Source organism: Marinomonas colpomeniae, assembly GCF_014803385.1.
Classification (GTDB): Bacteria; Pseudomonadota; Gammaproteobacteria; order Pseudomonadales; family Marinomonadaceae; genus Marinomonas; species Marinomonas colpomeniae.
Map to the genome: position 1 here is coordinate 1,010,322 of NZ_JACYFC010000001.1, position 16,812 is coordinate 1,027,133.

The window sequence follows — 16,812 nt, forward strand, 5'->3', positions numbered from 1 at the left end:
ACAACATTAGATAAGGATGGTTGAATATGCTTAATTTTTTAGCAGGAACAGTTAAAGCTGGTTTTGGATTGGCTGCAATCTCAGCGGCTATCTTTTGGTCTGTACATCAGGACTTTCTACAAGCAAATGTTTTCTCGGCTATGACATCAGAACAAACATTTAAAGCATTTATTTGGTCATCAGGTATAGCGGGATTATTGTTATTTGTTGCCATTCTTCTCTCCGCTGTAACTAAGTCAAACGGTAAGTCAATTACTGCTGATAATGGTGGTATTGCAATTGATAACTCAGGGTTTCTCAATATTTTTAAGTTTTTTAGAAATAAGTCGGATGATAAGTAATGGCTAGCAAGGAAATTAAAGCAGAACGAGGGAGTCTGGCATATGACGGGTCTGGTATAAATAATAGCCCGACGTTTAACCTGAATCACGTGGCTAGATTTAGCTCACTTCTTAATCCTTTATTAGAAAGAATAATTGAAAATTATGATCCTGATTCAGAAACTAATAACAGTGATGAGTTACCTGATCCTGATGAGAAGCTAGATTTCAATAATGTAAGAGTGTTCTCTGAAGAAATCATTGATTGTGTTGGCTTTTTAACTCTAGTAGAAGAGCAGGTTGATGGGATTGATGATGAGTCCCCAGGGGCAAAAATTAAGTTTCTTAGGGCTATACATCAAAACTATAAGAATCATCGCCGCCAGCTTCTTATTAGTGAAAGTGTTGCTATTAAAGATAAGGAGTCTGTGATTTCGACTATTCGAAAAAATTCAGACCTTCTTTTGCAACAAGTCACTGATTCAATTCTAGATAATGCGATAGCTGATTTGCATGCCTTTCCTGTTGAAGACGTTCGTGACTCAGCAAACTTGATAGTTTGTTATGGGTTCATTAATTGCAAAGTATTGGAGAGGCCTAATGATTATTAATGATGTATCTGAGCCTCAAAAAAGTTTGTATGTAATTGGGGCTGATATTCTTGTCGCGCTAAGGGATTCGAGTGATAAATCTATCGATCCTATAAGGTTATTTGATCTATTCCATAGCAGAACCAACAAGGTGTCAATCACTTACTTTTATTTTGGTCTTGATTGGTTGTATTTGCTTGATGCAATTGAACTTGATAGTTTCGGAAATATTAAATTATGCAGTTAATCAATTTAAAGGTATTTCAAGACGAAATCTTAATTCGTGAAATTAAATTCAAAGATGGCTTTAATTTGATTACCAACTGCGAGGACAATGGAAACCAAATTGGCAAAAGTACTGCGCTAAGGGTTTTAAATTTTTGCTTAGGTTCTGATGGTAAAAGTATTTGGCATGATCCTGAGTCACGCACAAAAAATGAAGCTGTTGAAGATTTAGTTACTAGTGGAAGGGTGGTGTTTTCTCTTGCTATTTTTGTAAATGAAAAGAACTACAATATCAAGCGTCGTATACATATAGTCCAGCAGAAAAATCGCACTATTATAAAAACATACTCATCTATTAATAATGATGAGTATGATACAAATGGCAAATTCAAAGCTGCACTAGCTCCTATCCTAGGGTTCAGTATTAGTAATCCCACCTACTCTTCAATTAAGAATCGTTTTGTACGCTTGGATAAGAAAACCGCCTCTAATATCTACCGATATTTAAATTCAAACACAAGTGACCAGCAGTACATATTGTATTACTCGTATCTTTTTGGTTTTTCAGGACATGATGATCTTGCTAGCGAGATTAATTTTGGGGAAGAAAAAAGCCAAAGAAATGATAGGATTTCGATGCTGCTGAATGGAAGAAAAGAGCAAGACTACAAAGATAGGCTTAGCTCTATCGATGATGAAATAGAAACTTTAAGAAATAAAGAAGAGTCATTCGATTTCAAAGACTCTCAAAATAAAGGGGTTGAAAAGCTCAAGAATACGCGAGAGAAAATTGCGCAAATAACAAGCGAGATCTCAAAGTTGAATATCAGAATCTTATATTCCCAGAGAACCATAAATGGGTATATGGAGAAGCAGTCAGATATAGATGCAGATCTAATAGATAAGGTCTATACAGAAGCTAAATTATTACTCCCTGACATTAAAAAAACATTAGAAGATACAATCGGTTTTCATAAGCAAGTTGTATCAAAAAAGGTCAATTATCTAAGTGAGAAGATCCGTGACTATCACCTCTCAATAGATAGTTTTAAGAATAGACTTAATGGTCTACTGGATGAAGAAAAGAAGCTATTCTCTGCACTTGTAGGGGAGTCACATCTTACTGGCTTTGTTGTAATAGAAAATGAAATACAAGACAAACGTGAAGAGAGAGGTAGAACTAGCGTAATCGTTGATGAAGTTCAGCATGAATCTAGTGAAATAATTATTCTGGACGGAAAAATTCAAGAGCTCCGAGAAAGAAACAAGCTTCAAATATCCCAGCTCAATCAACATATTGCCATTTTTAATAAATATTTAAAATCATTTACTAGGGCGATATTTAGAGATTTTTCGTTAAGTTTCAATGTTGGCACCAAAAGCGATACAAATGAAATTGAATTTTCTATCGTGAATCTGGAAAGAGTTTCTGGAGATGGGGCTCCAAGGGCTGCGGCATTAGCGTTTGACATGGCATTTATAGAATTTGTGAAAGAAACAGGTGCATGCTTTCCTGCATTTACCATACAAGATTATCTGGAAGCGTCTGACCAAGACAAATTGGCAACACTAGCAAATCTTGCAAATGAGAATGAGATCCAAGTTGTAGTATCTGTGTTAAAGGATAAATTAGCTTCTCTAAGCCAAGAGTTTATTGATGAGAATACAGTCTTAACCCTGAAAAAATCAGATAAATTTTTCAAAATCGACTAATTAAATACATGCATAACAATGCCATGCAATCTGACTCCGCAACCTGTCACCTTTCGTGCAAAAAAAACGCACAAAAAGCGCCAGCTTGCTACGCAGTTGATGGCGGCGTTAGCTGATTTCATTATACGAGGCATATATGAAGGAAGAATTAGAAATAGTTGAAAAATTATCAAACTCAAAAGTAGTTGAAAAAATATATGACGATGGTTTGTCATCTCCTGTCGTTGAGGTAAGTAAAATTGGTACTGATTTGGTTAAAAGTGCTAGATTGATTTTAGCTCCTTTGCAATTAGCGGCAACATTTCAAGATCGGTTTGAGATTTTTTTAAAAAAATTTAACAATCGAGTTGAAGAAGAGCACCAGGTTCAGCCTCCGGCTGAACTAACATCAGTTTGTCTTGAACGAATGAAGTACATTGATCTAGACAACCCCTTATGGGAGATGTTTGAAGAGCTATTAATAAAATCTATGAGTAAAGATAGTATTTCACAAGTCCACCCTTCATTTGGCCAGATTATCGGTCAGTTGTCACCAGACGAGGCTTTGTTGATGTATGAGCTGAATAAAGGTGCGTTTCTTGTTACTGACCAAATGGATTTAAACGACCAATCTAATCGTTTTGAGAATCATAGGGTTTTGTCTAGTACGATACCTAAAGATAAGTTGGCTAACCCTGAAGCATTTGATATTTATTATGCGCATTTAGAATCACTTTCATTAATAAAATGGCCAGTTACGAACGAAGATCCCGTACGTATTGGGGGGCGACAAACTGGTACAAAACGTAATAGCCAAATTCACTTGACAGACTTCGGAAAACTTTTTGTAGCAGCATGCATACCTGAGGCAGGATTCAGCACAATCAGCTAACAAAGTCACTATGGTGTCAATTCGTAACAGTTGGCTACGTTCCGCTTCACAATTATAGCCAACTATTTTTATCCTCTGATTGAGGGATTAGGTATACCAGTGGTCAGTATCGAGCAAATATTTAACCTTATAGAGAGCGAATGTGGAGTTGATAAAGAAAGACTAACTCTAAACACTGATGTTTTCGGTGAACTCGGTATAGAGGGTGATGATTTTTCAGCGCTAATTGAAAGCTATGCTTCAAGTTTTAGCGTTAATATGGATGACTATCTTTGGTATTTTCATAGTAACGACGAAGGCATAAATGTTTGGAGTTTTCTTTTCAAACCACCAAATAAAAAAGTTAATCGTATAGCTGTAACACCAAAAATATTATTAGATTTCGCAAATAGTAAAAGATGGGGGTTTGAATACCCATCACACAATAAGCCAAAAAACAGAAGAGACTTAACTTATAGTAATCTTTTTTGGTCGGTGATTGTGCTAGGTATTTATTTGTTGGCAAGGTATACCTAGCAAGCGACTAAACTCCGATAATGTTAAGTACTCATGGCTTTGGCAAACAACGCAAAAAGCCACACCAACACATTGCTTGTTAGGCGGGCGTTATATTTCAACAATGGAAAATATATGCGTATCCTGATTTTCAAAATAATTAGGGGCAGGGTTAAATCCATTATCCAGAAAACCAGCTTCGCGCTAATCTTGTTTTATTGTATAAGTAAGAGTGTTATTAAAAATCAGAGTGAAATTATTTCTCTTTTAGTTAGAGGCTATTAACTACTTAATAGGTAAGGGCTCATATGTACATACCAAACAATATTAAAATGGATGATTTATTTGTAGCTCATGATTTCATAGAGGAGTTTGGTTTTGGCCTTATTGTGTCTAGTTCACTGACTGGAACCCATATTCCATTTGTTTTGCATAAAAATGAAGGTGAAAAAGGGACGCTTTATAGCCATTGCGCAAAGGCTAACCCTCATTGGAAAGAGTTGGATAAAGCAGAAGTTTTAATCGTTTTTACTGGCCCTCACAGTTATATATCGCCAAGCTGGTATGCTAAATCTCCTGGCGTACCAACATGGAATTATTCTGCTGTTCATGCTTACGGCGTTGTTTCTTTGCTGAATGACAATGAAACGCTAGAAGCAGTAGAAGAAGTGGTACATAAATATGAACCTGCACTGTTAGCTAAACGAGACATAATAACGGATGAGTTTAGAGATAAATTGTTATCTGGTGTTGTCGGTTTTAAAATTGAGCTATCAAGAATTGAAGGTAAATTGAAGCTTGGTCAACAGAGAGCAAAAGAAGATCAAGTTGGCGTTTTTAACGCGCTTTCAAATTCAAAAAATTTAGATGATCTTGCTTTAGCAAATTATATGGAAAAGTTGAATGTAGGTATCGGCAGTTAACCAGAAATTATGGCTTATCTCGAATTCCTAAAATATTCATTACTCTTAAACAGATAAAACTATCAATCATCCATAAGGATTTCACATGTCTACAAAAGTTTATTGCGTTGCACAGTTTCAACCTAAAGAAGGTAAAGCTCAGGAGTTATTTTCTGTCTTACAAAGCTTAGAACCTAACTCACACAGGGAAGACGGCTGTCTGCAATACATAGTTACAAGACACATCGAAAGCCCGTTTGCAGATGGAAAGAGTTTCTCTCTTGCGTTTAACGAAATTTGGGCGGATATGGCGAGTTTCGAGGCGCACTGTCAACGAGAAGAAATTAAGCAGTTTTTTGAACGGTATTGCGCTGCAGACGATGGTCTAGCAGCCGATTGGAATGTGTGTGTTTATACCGATGAGCCTGTTAACTTTGATGCGCCTAATTTTTAGTTAAAAAAGTAGGGTAATGACGCGTCTTTTATCATGAAGGCGTTTAGATTCATTTTAATAAACTCTGGGAAGTCCACTTGATCTTACTTGCCACGCCTTCTATAGAGACAGTCATGGCAAGTTTTCTCAGTTAAAAATCAATGCGAATCATGTTTTGTAGGGCCCGTAGCTATGTCGATTTATGAGACACTCTACTAACATGAATCAATCCTGTGAGTTTTATCAGGGGCTTAATGATCAGCTGAGCGCTGCCTGCGATAAATAACCAGGTTCCACTTTCAACTAGCGAATCATTCAAGAAGAAGAAACTACCAATCAAAAACCAGATGGCGATCAATAGGTCATTGAATGCGCCTAGTGCTTCGTAACGACGTTGTACCACAATATGTTCATTCCCAATGTCTAGATCCAATTCAACGCTTTGCTTCACTGTTTTCTCCTTGCACGTCATTTATCTAATAGAACAGCTCATAAGCTGGCTGTTTTCTCGTTCGTAATTTAGTTGTGGATACTAAAGCTGTTTTCCGTTTTTCGCCAGAATATAAAAAGTAAAGAAAATGACTGTTGAGAAAGTAGACTAGAGTTCACTTGTGTTAAGCGTATTAACAATCAAAAAGCCAGCGTCTCGAAGGTGAGATACGCTGGCTTTTTTGATTGTTAAATATAGACAGAAACTGAAGGGGAGCAGTTCCGGTCTATAAAATATTAATCATTAGCGCTGGTTAGCCGTTTTTCGCTTTTGCTTCTGTAGGTGTTAAACCCTTTAGTGCAGGCCAGTTGTTTTCTGATGTGATTAGGTTACCAGGAACATCTCTTAACCATGCTTTTTGAACGTCTTTATTTAGGTTCAAATACAATTTACCGTCGGCAATTTTCCACGCTGTTGGGTCTGTATCAAATTTCAAGTTCATCGCGACGCCCATTGCACAATAACCGCCGTACTGAGGTGCGTATTTTGATTTGTCTGCATTAAACAAATCTCTGTGTGCCGCTGATACAAAACGGAAAGTTGCGTTTTTATAGTTAGACGTAAATTCAGAACTACCTAGAACGGGTTTGCTCATTGTGAAGTAAGCAACCGTATCGTAGCCTTTAATCGCCAAGTCATTTGCATCTGCATTTGCATCAATGTCTGCGGCAAAGCTTGCTGCACTGGCGAAAAGAACCGTTGCTGCGACTGTACTTTTGATCAAGTTAGAAATGTTCATGATTTTTCCTTTCGTTGCTTTCAATAAGTTGTTAAAAACCACACATTAAGAAATGTTAGCGAAAAGTCGTTGAACTTATAACTCATCGTGTTTACTAACTAACTCCCTTAAGTGAATGAGATCAGTCTATTGAGTTCTTGAACATGAAAGGCACCGAGATATCCATAAAATGAAACCAATCGTCCAAATCGATAAATTAAGTAGGTATTTGTGAACAAATTACAAAATATTATTGATAACTTTTCGATTCAATCTGAAGTTATTTTTAGTGGTAGTTTTTGTGGTGGGAAAACGCTGGGTTCATTAGAAACCGAAAAGGGCGGTCATTTGCATTACCTACGTTCAGGTAAGTTAACCATTTCGAGCGATTCCGGCCATAAAATGCTGTTTGATCAGCCTGCTATTATTCTTTTACCTTTTGCGACCACTCACCAAGTGATTGCTGACGAGTCCGATGCAGCGGAGCTAATTTGTGCGGCGATTAACTTTACGGCATTAGAGCAAAAGCAATTGGTGTCTAGCTTACCGAAATTGGTTTATCTCAATTTAGAGGATGGGCCTATGGCGAACACCGTTGATTGGATGTTTAGTGAAATTGGCGTGACAGGTCTTGGGCAAAAAAGTATTGCTGGTAAATTGTGTGACATTTTACTCATCCAAATGCTGCGTAAACTGTCTGAAGAAGGCTTAGTGATACAAGGTATGTTGGCGGGGTTGAGTCATCCTGCTTTGGCGCCGACCTTGGTGAAGCTACAAGAATCACCAGAAGAAGCATGGACGTTAGATTTAATGGCGGAAAGTGCTGCTATGTCTCGTTCTAAATTCTCGGAGTTGTTCCGAGATACGGTAGGGCAAACGCCGAATGATTTTTTAACTGATTTACGTATTTCCACTGCGCAACAACTTTTGATTCAAGATAAGCCAGTCAATTTAGTAGCAAACAGCGTGGGCTATGAACATGGTTCTGTATTAGCCAGAGTCTTCCGTAAGAAAACAGGGTTATCACCAAGAGAGTGGTTACACAAATTCCACGGAAACTGATGATATGAAGATTATATTGAACGAACCTTTTACTTGTTTACCATTCAATAAAGCAAGCAGCACTAGAGTGTTGCGCTGTTTGCTTTGGGGCTTGATGCAAATTAGAAGTGATAGGCAAGAGTGATGCTTGCGAAGGTATTAACACCATCAAGCTCGTCTTTAATGTTTTGTTTCTCTTTTGTTAGATCTGAAGCGGTTAAATTATTATTAGAGCCTTTGGCGCTAAGGTCTATCGAGGTTTCACTGGATAAAAGAGTGAGGCCAACTTCTACTTGAATGTCGAATCCCTGCATCTTCTCAATCTTGTTTCCCCACCCTAAACTTATATAAGGCGCAATTTCAGTTCTATCTGCATCGACTGTGAACGAGTCTAAATCCCCTGGATTTACCGTTGTTGAGCCGACGGTATAGGCTTTACTGTTGTCTGCTGAGTAACTTGCCGAGTAGTCTTGGTAGAGTAACCCACCTGATAGGAAAATATCGTTTATCCATCCTGATGACTGTATCGGATACCAATCAAAACCGATTTGAAGTGATGATTCTGAGAAGTCACTCGCGTCATATGTAATACCTGCAATATTGGAACTGAATTCATCTTCGTATTCGAAACCAGTCATCGCTGTACGCCACTGAACCTTATCTCCTTGAAAAAGGTGTAATTGAGTGGAGCCACTTAAGCTAATGCCAAAACCTACTGTTCCAGCGGTTACTCCTGCTGAAAGGCTGGGTTCATAAGCAAAAGCTTGCTGACTGAAGATGACAGAAGAGACAATTAATGTAGATAATTTCACACCTAAATACTGTTTTTTCTTTGATATCACTGTCATGATTTTTTCCTTGAATAAAAGAAGTAATTAACTTGTATAAGTTAGACGGTTTCTATTATGAGGAGGGCGTGTGATGAAGTCTGTGGTACTTTTTGGACAAAGTGTGACAGCCCACTGACCTTATGAATAGGCTGCAGGAACAGATGGTATGAGTAGTATAAATGCAAAAAAATGAAGAGTGTGTGGAAAGGGAAACCCCAGTGCTTCCCTTTTTTGTTCGTTCTTGAGTTAGTTATTGAGTCAGTTGCTGTCTGATTTTACAGGCCAGCAAAATTCAAAACGAGCACCACCTAGGCTGGACGCATTGACTAAAGCATGGCCTGAATGCCATTCAGCAATTTGTTGGACGATGGCCAGTCCAAGGCCATGGCCTTTAGATGCTTCCCTGTGTTCATTATCTAATTGTTTAAAAGGAACAAACACCTTATCTCTATCTTCTTCTGCAATACCGTCACCATCGTCTTCAACTGATAATCTGTACTCGTTATCAAGCTGGAAAAAATTAATACGAATTGTCTGATTAGTATAGGTAAGCGCATTTGAAATTAAGTTATTCAGGGCCCGTAATATGGCTCTTTGGTCAATAAAAAGGCTTTTATCTTGTATTTCGGGTGAAATGGCTAATTCAAATACAATCTTACTGTGTTCAGCTTGCAGCAGGCTGATTTCATTGCGTATTTGTTGAGCAAGTACACAGTGACCAAAATGAGTAATATCTGTAGCTCGACTGTAGCGGGACAGCATTAATATCTGATTTATTAGGTAATCTAGTGTGGTAATGCCAGATGAAATACTTTTTTTGTAGCGTTTTTTTTCATCATCAGAAGCTTCGCTAGAATCTAACATTTCAAATGCAAAACTTATCCTAGATAAAGGTGTGCGTAAATCGTGGGCAATGGCGTTGGTGAGTTGTCGTTGGCTTTTAACCATTTTTTCTATGCGCTCTGCCATCGTATTAAAGGACTTCGCAAGGCGAGCAATAGACGAAAAACGTCCAATAGCAGCACGTTGATCGAGATAACCTGATCCAAATAGTGAGGCTGTTTTAGATAATTTATTTAAGTCTTTCCATAGTGGAAAAATAAATATCAAAATCCCTAACGAGACCACCGTTACGAACAGGATAATCATAACCAAGAACACCATTAATGTGTCACCTGGCACTGGAATAGGACCAACTTTAATAACAAGGTTTTTGTTTTCGGTTACTCGATAAAATTCGGTTTCATTCTTTTCATTAATAAGCCAAGTCATACCTGTACGGTTTAACTGAGCGAGTTTGATTGCGTTGATGTCTAATGATTGTCGCTCGATAAGTGTTAAGTCAAAGTCAAATTCAGGTTGTAGCTGATCTAACTTGGCTTGCCATTCGGGTTGAGGTGTTTTTTGTAGAATTTGCATTAACAACTGAACTGTACCCTGGCTGAGGTTGCTCATTCTTTGTTCTTCAGTTTCTGCTAACATCATGTGGATAAACCAAGAGCTATTAAAAGCACGTTTTACGATGGCATCCGAACCACTATAGTCTGAATAAACAACGAATTCGTTTTCTAAAAGTTGTTCTAAATCACCACTATAATCAATCTTATCGTTAGAGGATATTAAGGCTAATTCATAACTGAACTGGTTTGCAATAGAGGGGAAAACTTGATGCCATTCTGACTCTGGAATGTCTTTTAAATGTTGTTCAATAAGGAAAAACGTTCCTTTAAAACTCGCTGTGATTTTTTCGAATCTAGCGGCATCATTAACCGCATGAATCGGGTTGTAGGCGGTAATATAGATTAAATAAAATAATGGCAGGAACACAAGAACCCAAACTCTTATAAATAGCTTAATCATTTGTTATGTTCTCATTTTCCAATACTTTTTGAACAGGAGCACAGAGTAAGTAACCTTTGCTGCGAATAGTTTTAATGATCTGAGGATTAACGGGGTCGTCATTCAATTTTTTTCTTAGACGAGATATTCGACGGTCAATTGATCGATCTAACCCATCATATTCAAACCCTCTTAAGCTTTGTAAAATTGCCTCTCGAGTAACAATGTTGCCTGCATGATGAATTAACAGATTAAGAAGATCATACTCTGCCGTGGTTAATGGAATATCTTGATTGTCTACTGAGATGCTTCTTTTCTGAAAGTCGACTGATAACGCTTTTAAAGTGCTTGTTATCTGGGGCTTCACAGAATGAAATAGTGTGTGGCTAGGCTCTGCTCGTCTTAATAAAGCTTTGATGCGAGAAAGTAATAACCGTGGTTTAACAGGTTTAATGACATAATCATCTGCGCCAAGTTCTAGTCCCAACATTTGATCCATATCTTCATCAAGGGAGGTGAGCATCAGAATGAGGCCGCCATAATCACGCCTTACAATCCTACAAACATCCATGCCAGATTGACCTGGTAGCATAATATCTAAAATAACCAGATCGGGTTGTTGTTCTATAATCTGCTGGGTTGCATCGATACCATTTGTAACTACTTCGACAAGGTAGCCGTTTTTACATAAAAACTCTTGAACGAGAGACGCCAGCTCAACATCATCTTCTACCAGAATTAATCTCTTACCATTTAATAGAGTATTCCCCATATAAATCCTTAACTGATGGGTGTAAATATTTATGGAATCTTGACATGAATAGTGAACTTATACGAGCTCACTTTTGTGACGGTTTAGGACGATTGAGTTAGATTATTAGAGTGAGGTAACTCGAAGATGCTTATTTTTTAATAGGCCTAAAATGCTAACAAAAAGAGTCAAATAATTACCAATTATCTGTTCAATCGATCTTGAGGTTTTTTGTTGGTTACAATACGCATTGTTTAGTGAAGGAGCTCTCAGGTCTGGGAAATAGGCGACTAAATGCTTGCTATAGATAGTTTTAACAAAATGGAATACTTGAATTCGCATTAAAAATATTAGATTTTAATTATAAAATTTTACAAAAAAATAGATTATATGCCTTCGCCTTATTCTATATTCCCTGATATGAAGTCAATTCAGTAATTTGAAAAGTTCAAATAACTGAATTGAGAATTAATTTCAATGACTTTATGTTTGTGCTTAACGAAGAAAAAGTAAAAGGGATTAAATCAACATATTAGCCTTAGGAATAATGATAGTGTATTCATTCGGTGTAAGGTAACGCCAGTATAATTAAAAAATAATGCTCTATTAAGCGTTAACCTAATAGAGCATTGTTTATTGAGTTCGTTATCTTAACAAAACTAACTAGCTTTCTTGTTGTATATAGACTCGTCTAGCTCATTTTCACTCTTAGCAATCAATGTAGAAACCATCAAATCGCCACAAACGTTAACACTTGTACGAGCCATATCAAGAATACGGTCGATACCAGCAACAATCGCTAGGCCTTCCATTGGAAGACCAACTGTTGTTAGCACGAGTGACAACATAATAAGGCCTGCACCAGGTACACCAGCGGTTCCTATAGACGCTAGAGTAGATGTTGCGATAATAAGCATGTAATCGGATAGTGATAGATCAACACCAAATGCTTGAGCAATAAAGATGGCACAAACACCTTGATAAAGTGCTGTACCGTCCATGTTTATGGTTGCGCCAAGTGGTAATACAAAGCTTGAAATACCTTTAGATACACCAAGCTCTTCACGCGCAGCTTTAATGGTGCTAGGTAATGTGCCAGAGCTACTTGTTGTTGTGAAAGCAACAGATGCTGGAGCGATTAAGCCTTTTAAGTAGCCCATCGGGCTAAGTCGGCCAACAATGCTGATTAAGCCACAATGCACAACCAGGACATGAATTATGCAACCTATGTAGACTGCGGCAATAACTTTGATTAGAGGCATTAAAATGTCTAAACCGTATTTGCCTGTAACCCAAGCCATTAAACCGAAAATACCATATGGCGCTAACTTCATTACGAGTTCAGTTAATTTGTACATTGCTTCAGCTAAGCTTTCGAACAATGCAATAGCTGGTTTTGCTTTTTCACCACATAGCGTTAGAGCAACACCTAGGCCAAGAGCAAATACAATGATTTGTAGAATATTGCCTGATGCTAGAGCGTTAATTGGGTTTTGAGGAATCAAAGCCAATAGGGTTTGGATTAGCGTAGGTGCTTCTTTGGCAACAGGAGCCGCTGCACTTGCTGTCATATTAATACCTTCACCTGGCGCCATGAAGATACCAAGAGCAAGGCCAATACTGATTGCTATGGCGGTTGTTACTAAATAAAGCGCAACGGATTTAAGACCAATACGACCCATTTTTCTAGTGTCTTCCATGGAAGTAACGCCGACAACCAGAGAGCAGAAGACTAAAGGTACTATTAGCATCTTAATTGTATTAATGAACAGTGTACCAATTGGCTTCAAAAATTCAGCATTTGGCCCCAGTATTGAGCCCGCGATAACACCCAAGATCATACCAATTAAAATTTTCTTCCAGAGAGGCATGCCTGACCAGAAACTTGCGTTTTTTTGTTCGGTTGTATTCATAGATATTTCCTTTGCAATAGTTGTAATCGCGCCTATTTCAGCGCCATTAGCGACGAGTCATTTTTGACTTTTTTTATGGTTAACTCTTTTTTGAGATAAACATCTGGTGCTTTTTTAGGTCAGCAGATGTCTATGTCTTTCCTCAATATGTAAGTTAATTGCAATGGAAGTGCCAAATTCTTTTATATTTTTAAGCTATTGATTTTAAATGGTTTATTTTATTTTTCGTTGTTTTTTAGAAATGGTTAAGGCTATAACATAAGTAATAGTGATTTATACTTAATCTAAATAAATCCATTAAAAACAATGGTTTATGTTTTTACTGGAAGGTTATAGCTAGTCATATGGTTATAGGGGATAGGTAGTCGGTGATTTTCTGTTAGGTTGTGGTTTGATTAAAGCGATAGATCCTAGTCGATACCTTTGTCTGATAGCTTTTTCTTTAAACGTTTACTTAGTGCGGGTTGAGATATGCCTAATAAACGAGAAGCGATAGATTGATTGTCTTTGGATCGTCGCATTGCTTCTTCAATTAGTAAATCATTGGTTTCTTGTAGTGTTGGGAGGGGTTGGCCTTCCTTAAATAAAGATGTATCAGGAACGCTTTTATTTGGAATCGCTGCCATGTTTAGGGCGCGTCGGAAGCTCTCCATTGACAGTGTTTTTGTTTTATTCTGACTCATTGCATCATAGGCTAATGCTCTTAGTTCCCTGACATTTCCAGGAAAATTATAGTTGTCTAATAGGACCAATAGCTCTTTTGGTACAGTCGGTTTAGGTTTATTCAACTCTTTCGCCGCTTCATTCAAGAAATAATCCAGTAGCATTGGGATGTCTTTTTTTCTATGGCGCAGCGCTGGTATATTGACATGATGAATTCGCAAGCGATAGAACAGATCTTTTCGGAATTCACCATTTTGTTGCTTTTGTTCTAAATCTTGATGGGTGGCAACAATAACTCGTGCTTTTATTCTTTTTGGACGATCACTACCTAGAGGGTAATATTCACCTTCTTGTAAAAGGCGTAATAGCTTTATTTGTGATGCTGGGCTTAGGTCACCAATTTCATCTAACATTAAGGTGCCACCGGCAGCTTGTTCAATCATGCCTGCACGTGCGCTATTAGCCCCTGTAAATGCACCTCGATGATGGCCAAATAGAGTGTCGGCAAAAATATTATCATCTAAGCCGCCAACATTGACGCAAATAAGCGGTCCTGACCGTTTACTTAATACGTGAACAGCCTGGGCAATCTGCTCTTTACCAACGCCACTTTCACCACCTATAAGTAATGGTTGGCTGCTAATCGAGACTGATTCAAGGTACTGAAAAACCGAGTCCATAGCTTGATCTTGTGTGATGATCTTGGAAAATACTTCTGGTTGTTCAAGTGTGCCAGATAGAAATTTTTGTCGCATATTCTGATTTTCTATATGCATTTCTTTCATCCTAACCGCTCGACTGACACCTTCGATTAAGCGACCTTCCTCCGTTGTTTTCACAAAGTAGTCATAAGCTCCCAGGCGAATACAATTAACGGCTGTTTCTAATTGGTTAAGGCCGCTTAGAATGATGACTGAAACATCAGGGTACTCTTCGACAATCATTTTTAATAAAGCTTCACCAGATAAGTAAGGCATAGTGAGATCAAGCAAAACTACTTTTATTTTTTCTTTGGCAATGATTCTCATCGCCTCACGACTATCTTGGCAGCGGTAAAGGTTGTTAAAGCCGTGTCTTTCTAATGAAATGCTGAGACTTCGGAGAAAAGGCATTTCATCATCTATCATCAAAATGCCGAAATTAGGATTGCAGTTGGTGTTCATATTAAAGGAGCTCTGGAAATCTCAGGGAGTGAAATGACAACGCTGGTACCTTTATCCAGTTCAGAAGAGTGGGTAAGAGTACCTCCGTGGTCATTAATAATACTGGATGAAATTGATAACCCAAGGCCTGTTCCACCTTCTTCTCGTTTAGTCGTGAAAAATGGGTCGCAGAGAGAAGGAAGGTCGCTAGGTTTAATACCGCAACCTTGGTCTATGACTTCTAAATATAGTTTATTGGTTTTATGTAAGTAGTAAGTATTTATGGTTATGCCTTTATTTACATCATCTAGGGCTTGGCAGGCATTGACGATTAGATTGATTATAACTTGTTCAATTTGTTGAGCATTACCAAGGAACAAGGGGAGTGAGCTGCCATAATGAACTTGGAAATTATCCGTTGATTTACGAATAGTATTATCTACAAGCCTGATAGATATGGCGAGGACTTCATTGAGATCGACATTTTCGTACGAATCTACAGGTCTTTGGTGTGCGAAGTCACGTAAGTCATTAACTATTCTTCGAATACGTTGAGTTCCTGCTAGCATATCATCAAGGATTGTCGGAATTTCCGAGCCTAAGCGACTGTAAGTTAGGCCAGCAAAATCGAAATCGCCTCTTACTGAATAGTGTTCTTCTAATATGGGCTCTATGTCTTGATACATTTCTTTGATTACTGGCAGGTTTAATAAAAGTAAACTGCTAGGATTATTTATTTCATGAGCTACGCCAGCTACTAAGACTCCCAGAGAGGCCATTTTGTCTGCTTGAATAAGTTGTTCGTGTTGTAGCCTGATTTCATTGGTTCTTAATAATACTTGACGAGTAAGCATTCTGTTCCAAATAACAATTCCACTTAGTATGAGTAGTAATATTGCAGAAGCAATCCCTGTAAATAATCCTATTTTTTCCCACGGTAAATAAGGCTTTTCTAATGCCCCAAGCCATTTTTCATAGATTGCTTGCTGACGTCCAGTATTTTTTAAAATCGCAAGGCCTTCACTAAATTGCGCTAATAATTGAGGGTGGTTTTTAGGAACTGCATAGCCATATTCAAGTGTGCCAAAGGGTTTTCCGACAGGAGTTATATTCGATAGTTCTAGTTCTCTACCGAGATAAAGGCCAGGTAAGTTGGCGACCAAAGCATAATCATGCTTTCCTGAGGCTAACATTCTAAGAGCTGCGGCGTGAGTATCCACAAGTATAAGTTTAGCGTTTACGTTTTGTTGAAGCAGGTAATCATGCATGATCCCACCTTCTTGAACTATGACTTCTTTGCCGGTTAAAGCTGATAATGAAGAAACTTTAGCTTCGCCTTTACGAGCAAAAATAGATTGGTTGATGATCGCGTGAGGAGGAGCGAAATCATAATTTTGGCTTCGGTCTTTAGAGTAGACCATACCTTGAAGCACATCGATATCGCCTTTTGTTAAGCTGTCGCGCATTTTATCCCAATTGCCAAGCTGTATTTCAATATCAATACCCATGACTTCGGCAATAGCGCGCGTTAATTCGGTGTTATAGCCATCGGGTTGTCCTTGTTCATTAATAAACTCGTAAGGTGGGTAGTTATGGTCACCACCGATCAGTATTTTACTATGGGAGTCTCTAATATCTTTTGCTGTGACTGTAAAAGGGACGAGTAAAAGAGAGATAAAATAGGCTTGTATTAGGTGTTTTTTATTTTTCATAGTGTTCTTAATAGTGAGAGAGTGTAGTTCAAGAATTTTAGCGTTTATGAGGAAATGCCCATAGATAACTTTATATGATTTTTTTTAAAAAGAATGCTGAACCATACAGCCTTCTTTAGTATGCATGGTCACGAGCAAAGTGCTATAAAATTAATTGGATTTGT

At 37.9% G+C, this 16,812-nt stretch carries 17 protein-coding genes; 9 read left to right on the plus strand and 8 right to left on the minus strand.

The features are described from left to right. The first annotated feature begins 26 nt into the window (after positions 1–26). The 8 genes from IF202_RS04730 to IF202_RS04765 all read left to right on the plus strand — a co-directional run bounded on the left by IF202_RS04730 (position 27) and on the right by IF202_RS04765 (position 5,570). Positions 27–341, plus strand: coding sequence for a hypothetical protein (locus tag IF202_RS04730; RefSeq protein WP_191593700.1), 315 nt, complete (start codon positions 27–29; stop codon positions 339–341). Further along, on the plus strand, positions 341–931 hold the full coding sequence (locus IF202_RS04735; protein WP_191593701.1) for a hypothetical protein: 591 nt from the start codon (positions 341–343) through the stop codon (positions 929–931). Before IF202_RS04730 ends, IF202_RS04735 begins: the two co-directional genes overlap by 1 nt. Beyond that, a complete protein-coding gene (locus IF202_RS04740; RefSeq protein WP_191593702.1) occupies positions 921–1,157 on the plus strand; it encodes an ABC-three component system middle component 6 in 237 nt (78 codons plus the stop codon). Before IF202_RS04735 ends, IF202_RS04740 begins: the two co-directional genes overlap by 11 nt. Beyond that, complete coding sequence (locus IF202_RS04745; RefSeq protein ID WP_191593703.1) at positions 1,148–2,848, plus strand: DUF2326 domain-containing protein; 1,701 nt, start codon at positions 1,148–1,150, stop codon at positions 2,846–2,848. The genes IF202_RS04740 and IF202_RS04745 overlap by 10 nt, the downstream gene beginning before the upstream one ends. Before the next feature lie 136 nt (positions 2,849–2,984). Next, positions 2,985–3,719, plus strand: a complete 735-nt coding sequence (locus IF202_RS04750) for an Abi-alpha family protein (protein ID WP_191593704.1) — start codon at positions 2,985–2,987, stop codon at positions 3,717–3,719. A 99-nt stretch (positions 3,720–3,818) separates the two neighbouring features. Further along, positions 3,819–4,235, plus strand: coding sequence for a DUF1493 family protein (locus IF202_RS04755; RefSeq protein ID WP_206705357.1), 417 nt, complete (start codon positions 3,819–3,821; stop codon positions 4,233–4,235). Positions 4,236–4,522: 287 nt separating this feature from the next. Continuing rightward, the gene (locus IF202_RS04760; protein WP_191593705.1) at positions 4,523–5,137 is read left to right on the plus strand and encodes an FMN-binding negative transcriptional regulator; all 615 of its coding nucleotides are present in this window, start codon (positions 4,523–4,525) and stop codon (positions 5,135–5,137) included. 85 nt (positions 5,138–5,222) lie between these two features. After that, positions 5,223–5,570: a putative quinol monooxygenase gene (locus IF202_RS04765; RefSeq protein WP_191593706.1), complete on the plus strand. Its 348-nt coding sequence runs from the start codon at positions 5,223–5,225 to the stop codon at positions 5,568–5,570. A 169-nt stretch (positions 5,571–5,739) separates the two neighbouring features. On the opposite strand, the gene IF202_RS04770 is transcribed toward IF202_RS04765, so the two are convergent. Both IF202_RS04770 and IF202_RS04775 read right to left on the minus strand, forming a co-directional pair. Then, complete coding sequence (locus tag IF202_RS04770) at positions 5,740–6,000, minus strand: YrhK family protein (RefSeq protein WP_191593707.1); 261 nt, start codon at positions 5,998–6,000, stop codon at positions 5,740–5,742. A gap of 292 nt (positions 6,001–6,292) precedes the next feature. Then, entirely contained in the window at positions 6,293–6,778 is a 486-nt protein-coding gene (locus IF202_RS04775; RefSeq protein WP_191593708.1) for a YHS domain-containing (seleno)protein, read from the minus strand. A gap of 210 nt (positions 6,779–6,988) precedes the next feature. On the opposite strand from IF202_RS04775, the gene IF202_RS17665 reads away from it, so the two are divergent. Continuing rightward, positions 6,989–7,819 (plus strand): helix-turn-helix domain-containing protein, encoded by an 831-nt coding sequence (locus tag IF202_RS17665; RefSeq protein ID WP_191593709.1) that lies wholly within the window; start codon positions 6,989–6,991, stop codon positions 7,817–7,819. 101 nt (positions 7,820–7,920) lie between these two features. On the opposite strand, the gene IF202_RS04785 is transcribed toward IF202_RS17665, so the two are convergent. From IF202_RS04785 to IF202_RS04810, 6 genes are all read right to left on the minus strand, one after another. After that, a complete protein-coding gene (locus tag IF202_RS04785) occupies positions 7,921–8,646 on the minus strand; it encodes a hypothetical protein (RefSeq protein WP_191593710.1) in 726 nt (241 codons plus the stop codon). 240 nt (positions 8,647–8,886) lie between these two features. Next, on the minus strand, positions 8,887–10,488 hold the full coding sequence (locus IF202_RS04790) for an ATP-binding protein (protein WP_191593711.1): 1,602 nt from the start codon (positions 10,486–10,488) through the stop codon (positions 8,887–8,889). After that, the gene (locus IF202_RS04795; RefSeq protein WP_191593712.1) at positions 10,481–11,239 is read right to left on the minus strand and encodes a winged helix-turn-helix domain-containing protein; all 759 of its coding nucleotides are present in this window, start codon (positions 11,237–11,239) and stop codon (positions 10,481–10,483) included. The genes IF202_RS04790 and IF202_RS04795 overlap by 8 nt, the downstream gene beginning before the upstream one ends. Before the next feature lie 638 nt (positions 11,240–11,877). Beyond that, on the minus strand, positions 11,878–13,131 hold the full coding sequence (locus IF202_RS04800; protein ID WP_235963265.1) for a dicarboxylate/amino acid:cation symporter: 1,254 nt from the start codon (positions 13,129–13,131) through the stop codon (positions 11,878–11,880). A gap of 410 nt (positions 13,132–13,541) precedes the next feature. Further along, positions 13,542–14,957 carry a sigma-54-dependent transcriptional regulator gene (locus tag IF202_RS04805; RefSeq protein WP_191593713.1) on the minus strand — a complete coding sequence of 472 codons (1,416 nt, stop codon included), beginning with the start codon at positions 14,955–14,957 and terminating at the stop codon, positions 13,542–13,544. Beyond that, entirely contained in the window at positions 14,954–16,648 is a 1,695-nt protein-coding gene (locus IF202_RS04810; protein ID WP_191593714.1) for a transporter substrate-binding domain-containing protein, read from the minus strand. The genes IF202_RS04805 and IF202_RS04810 overlap by 4 nt, the downstream gene beginning before the upstream one ends. Positions 16,649–16,812: the final 164 nt, after the last annotated feature.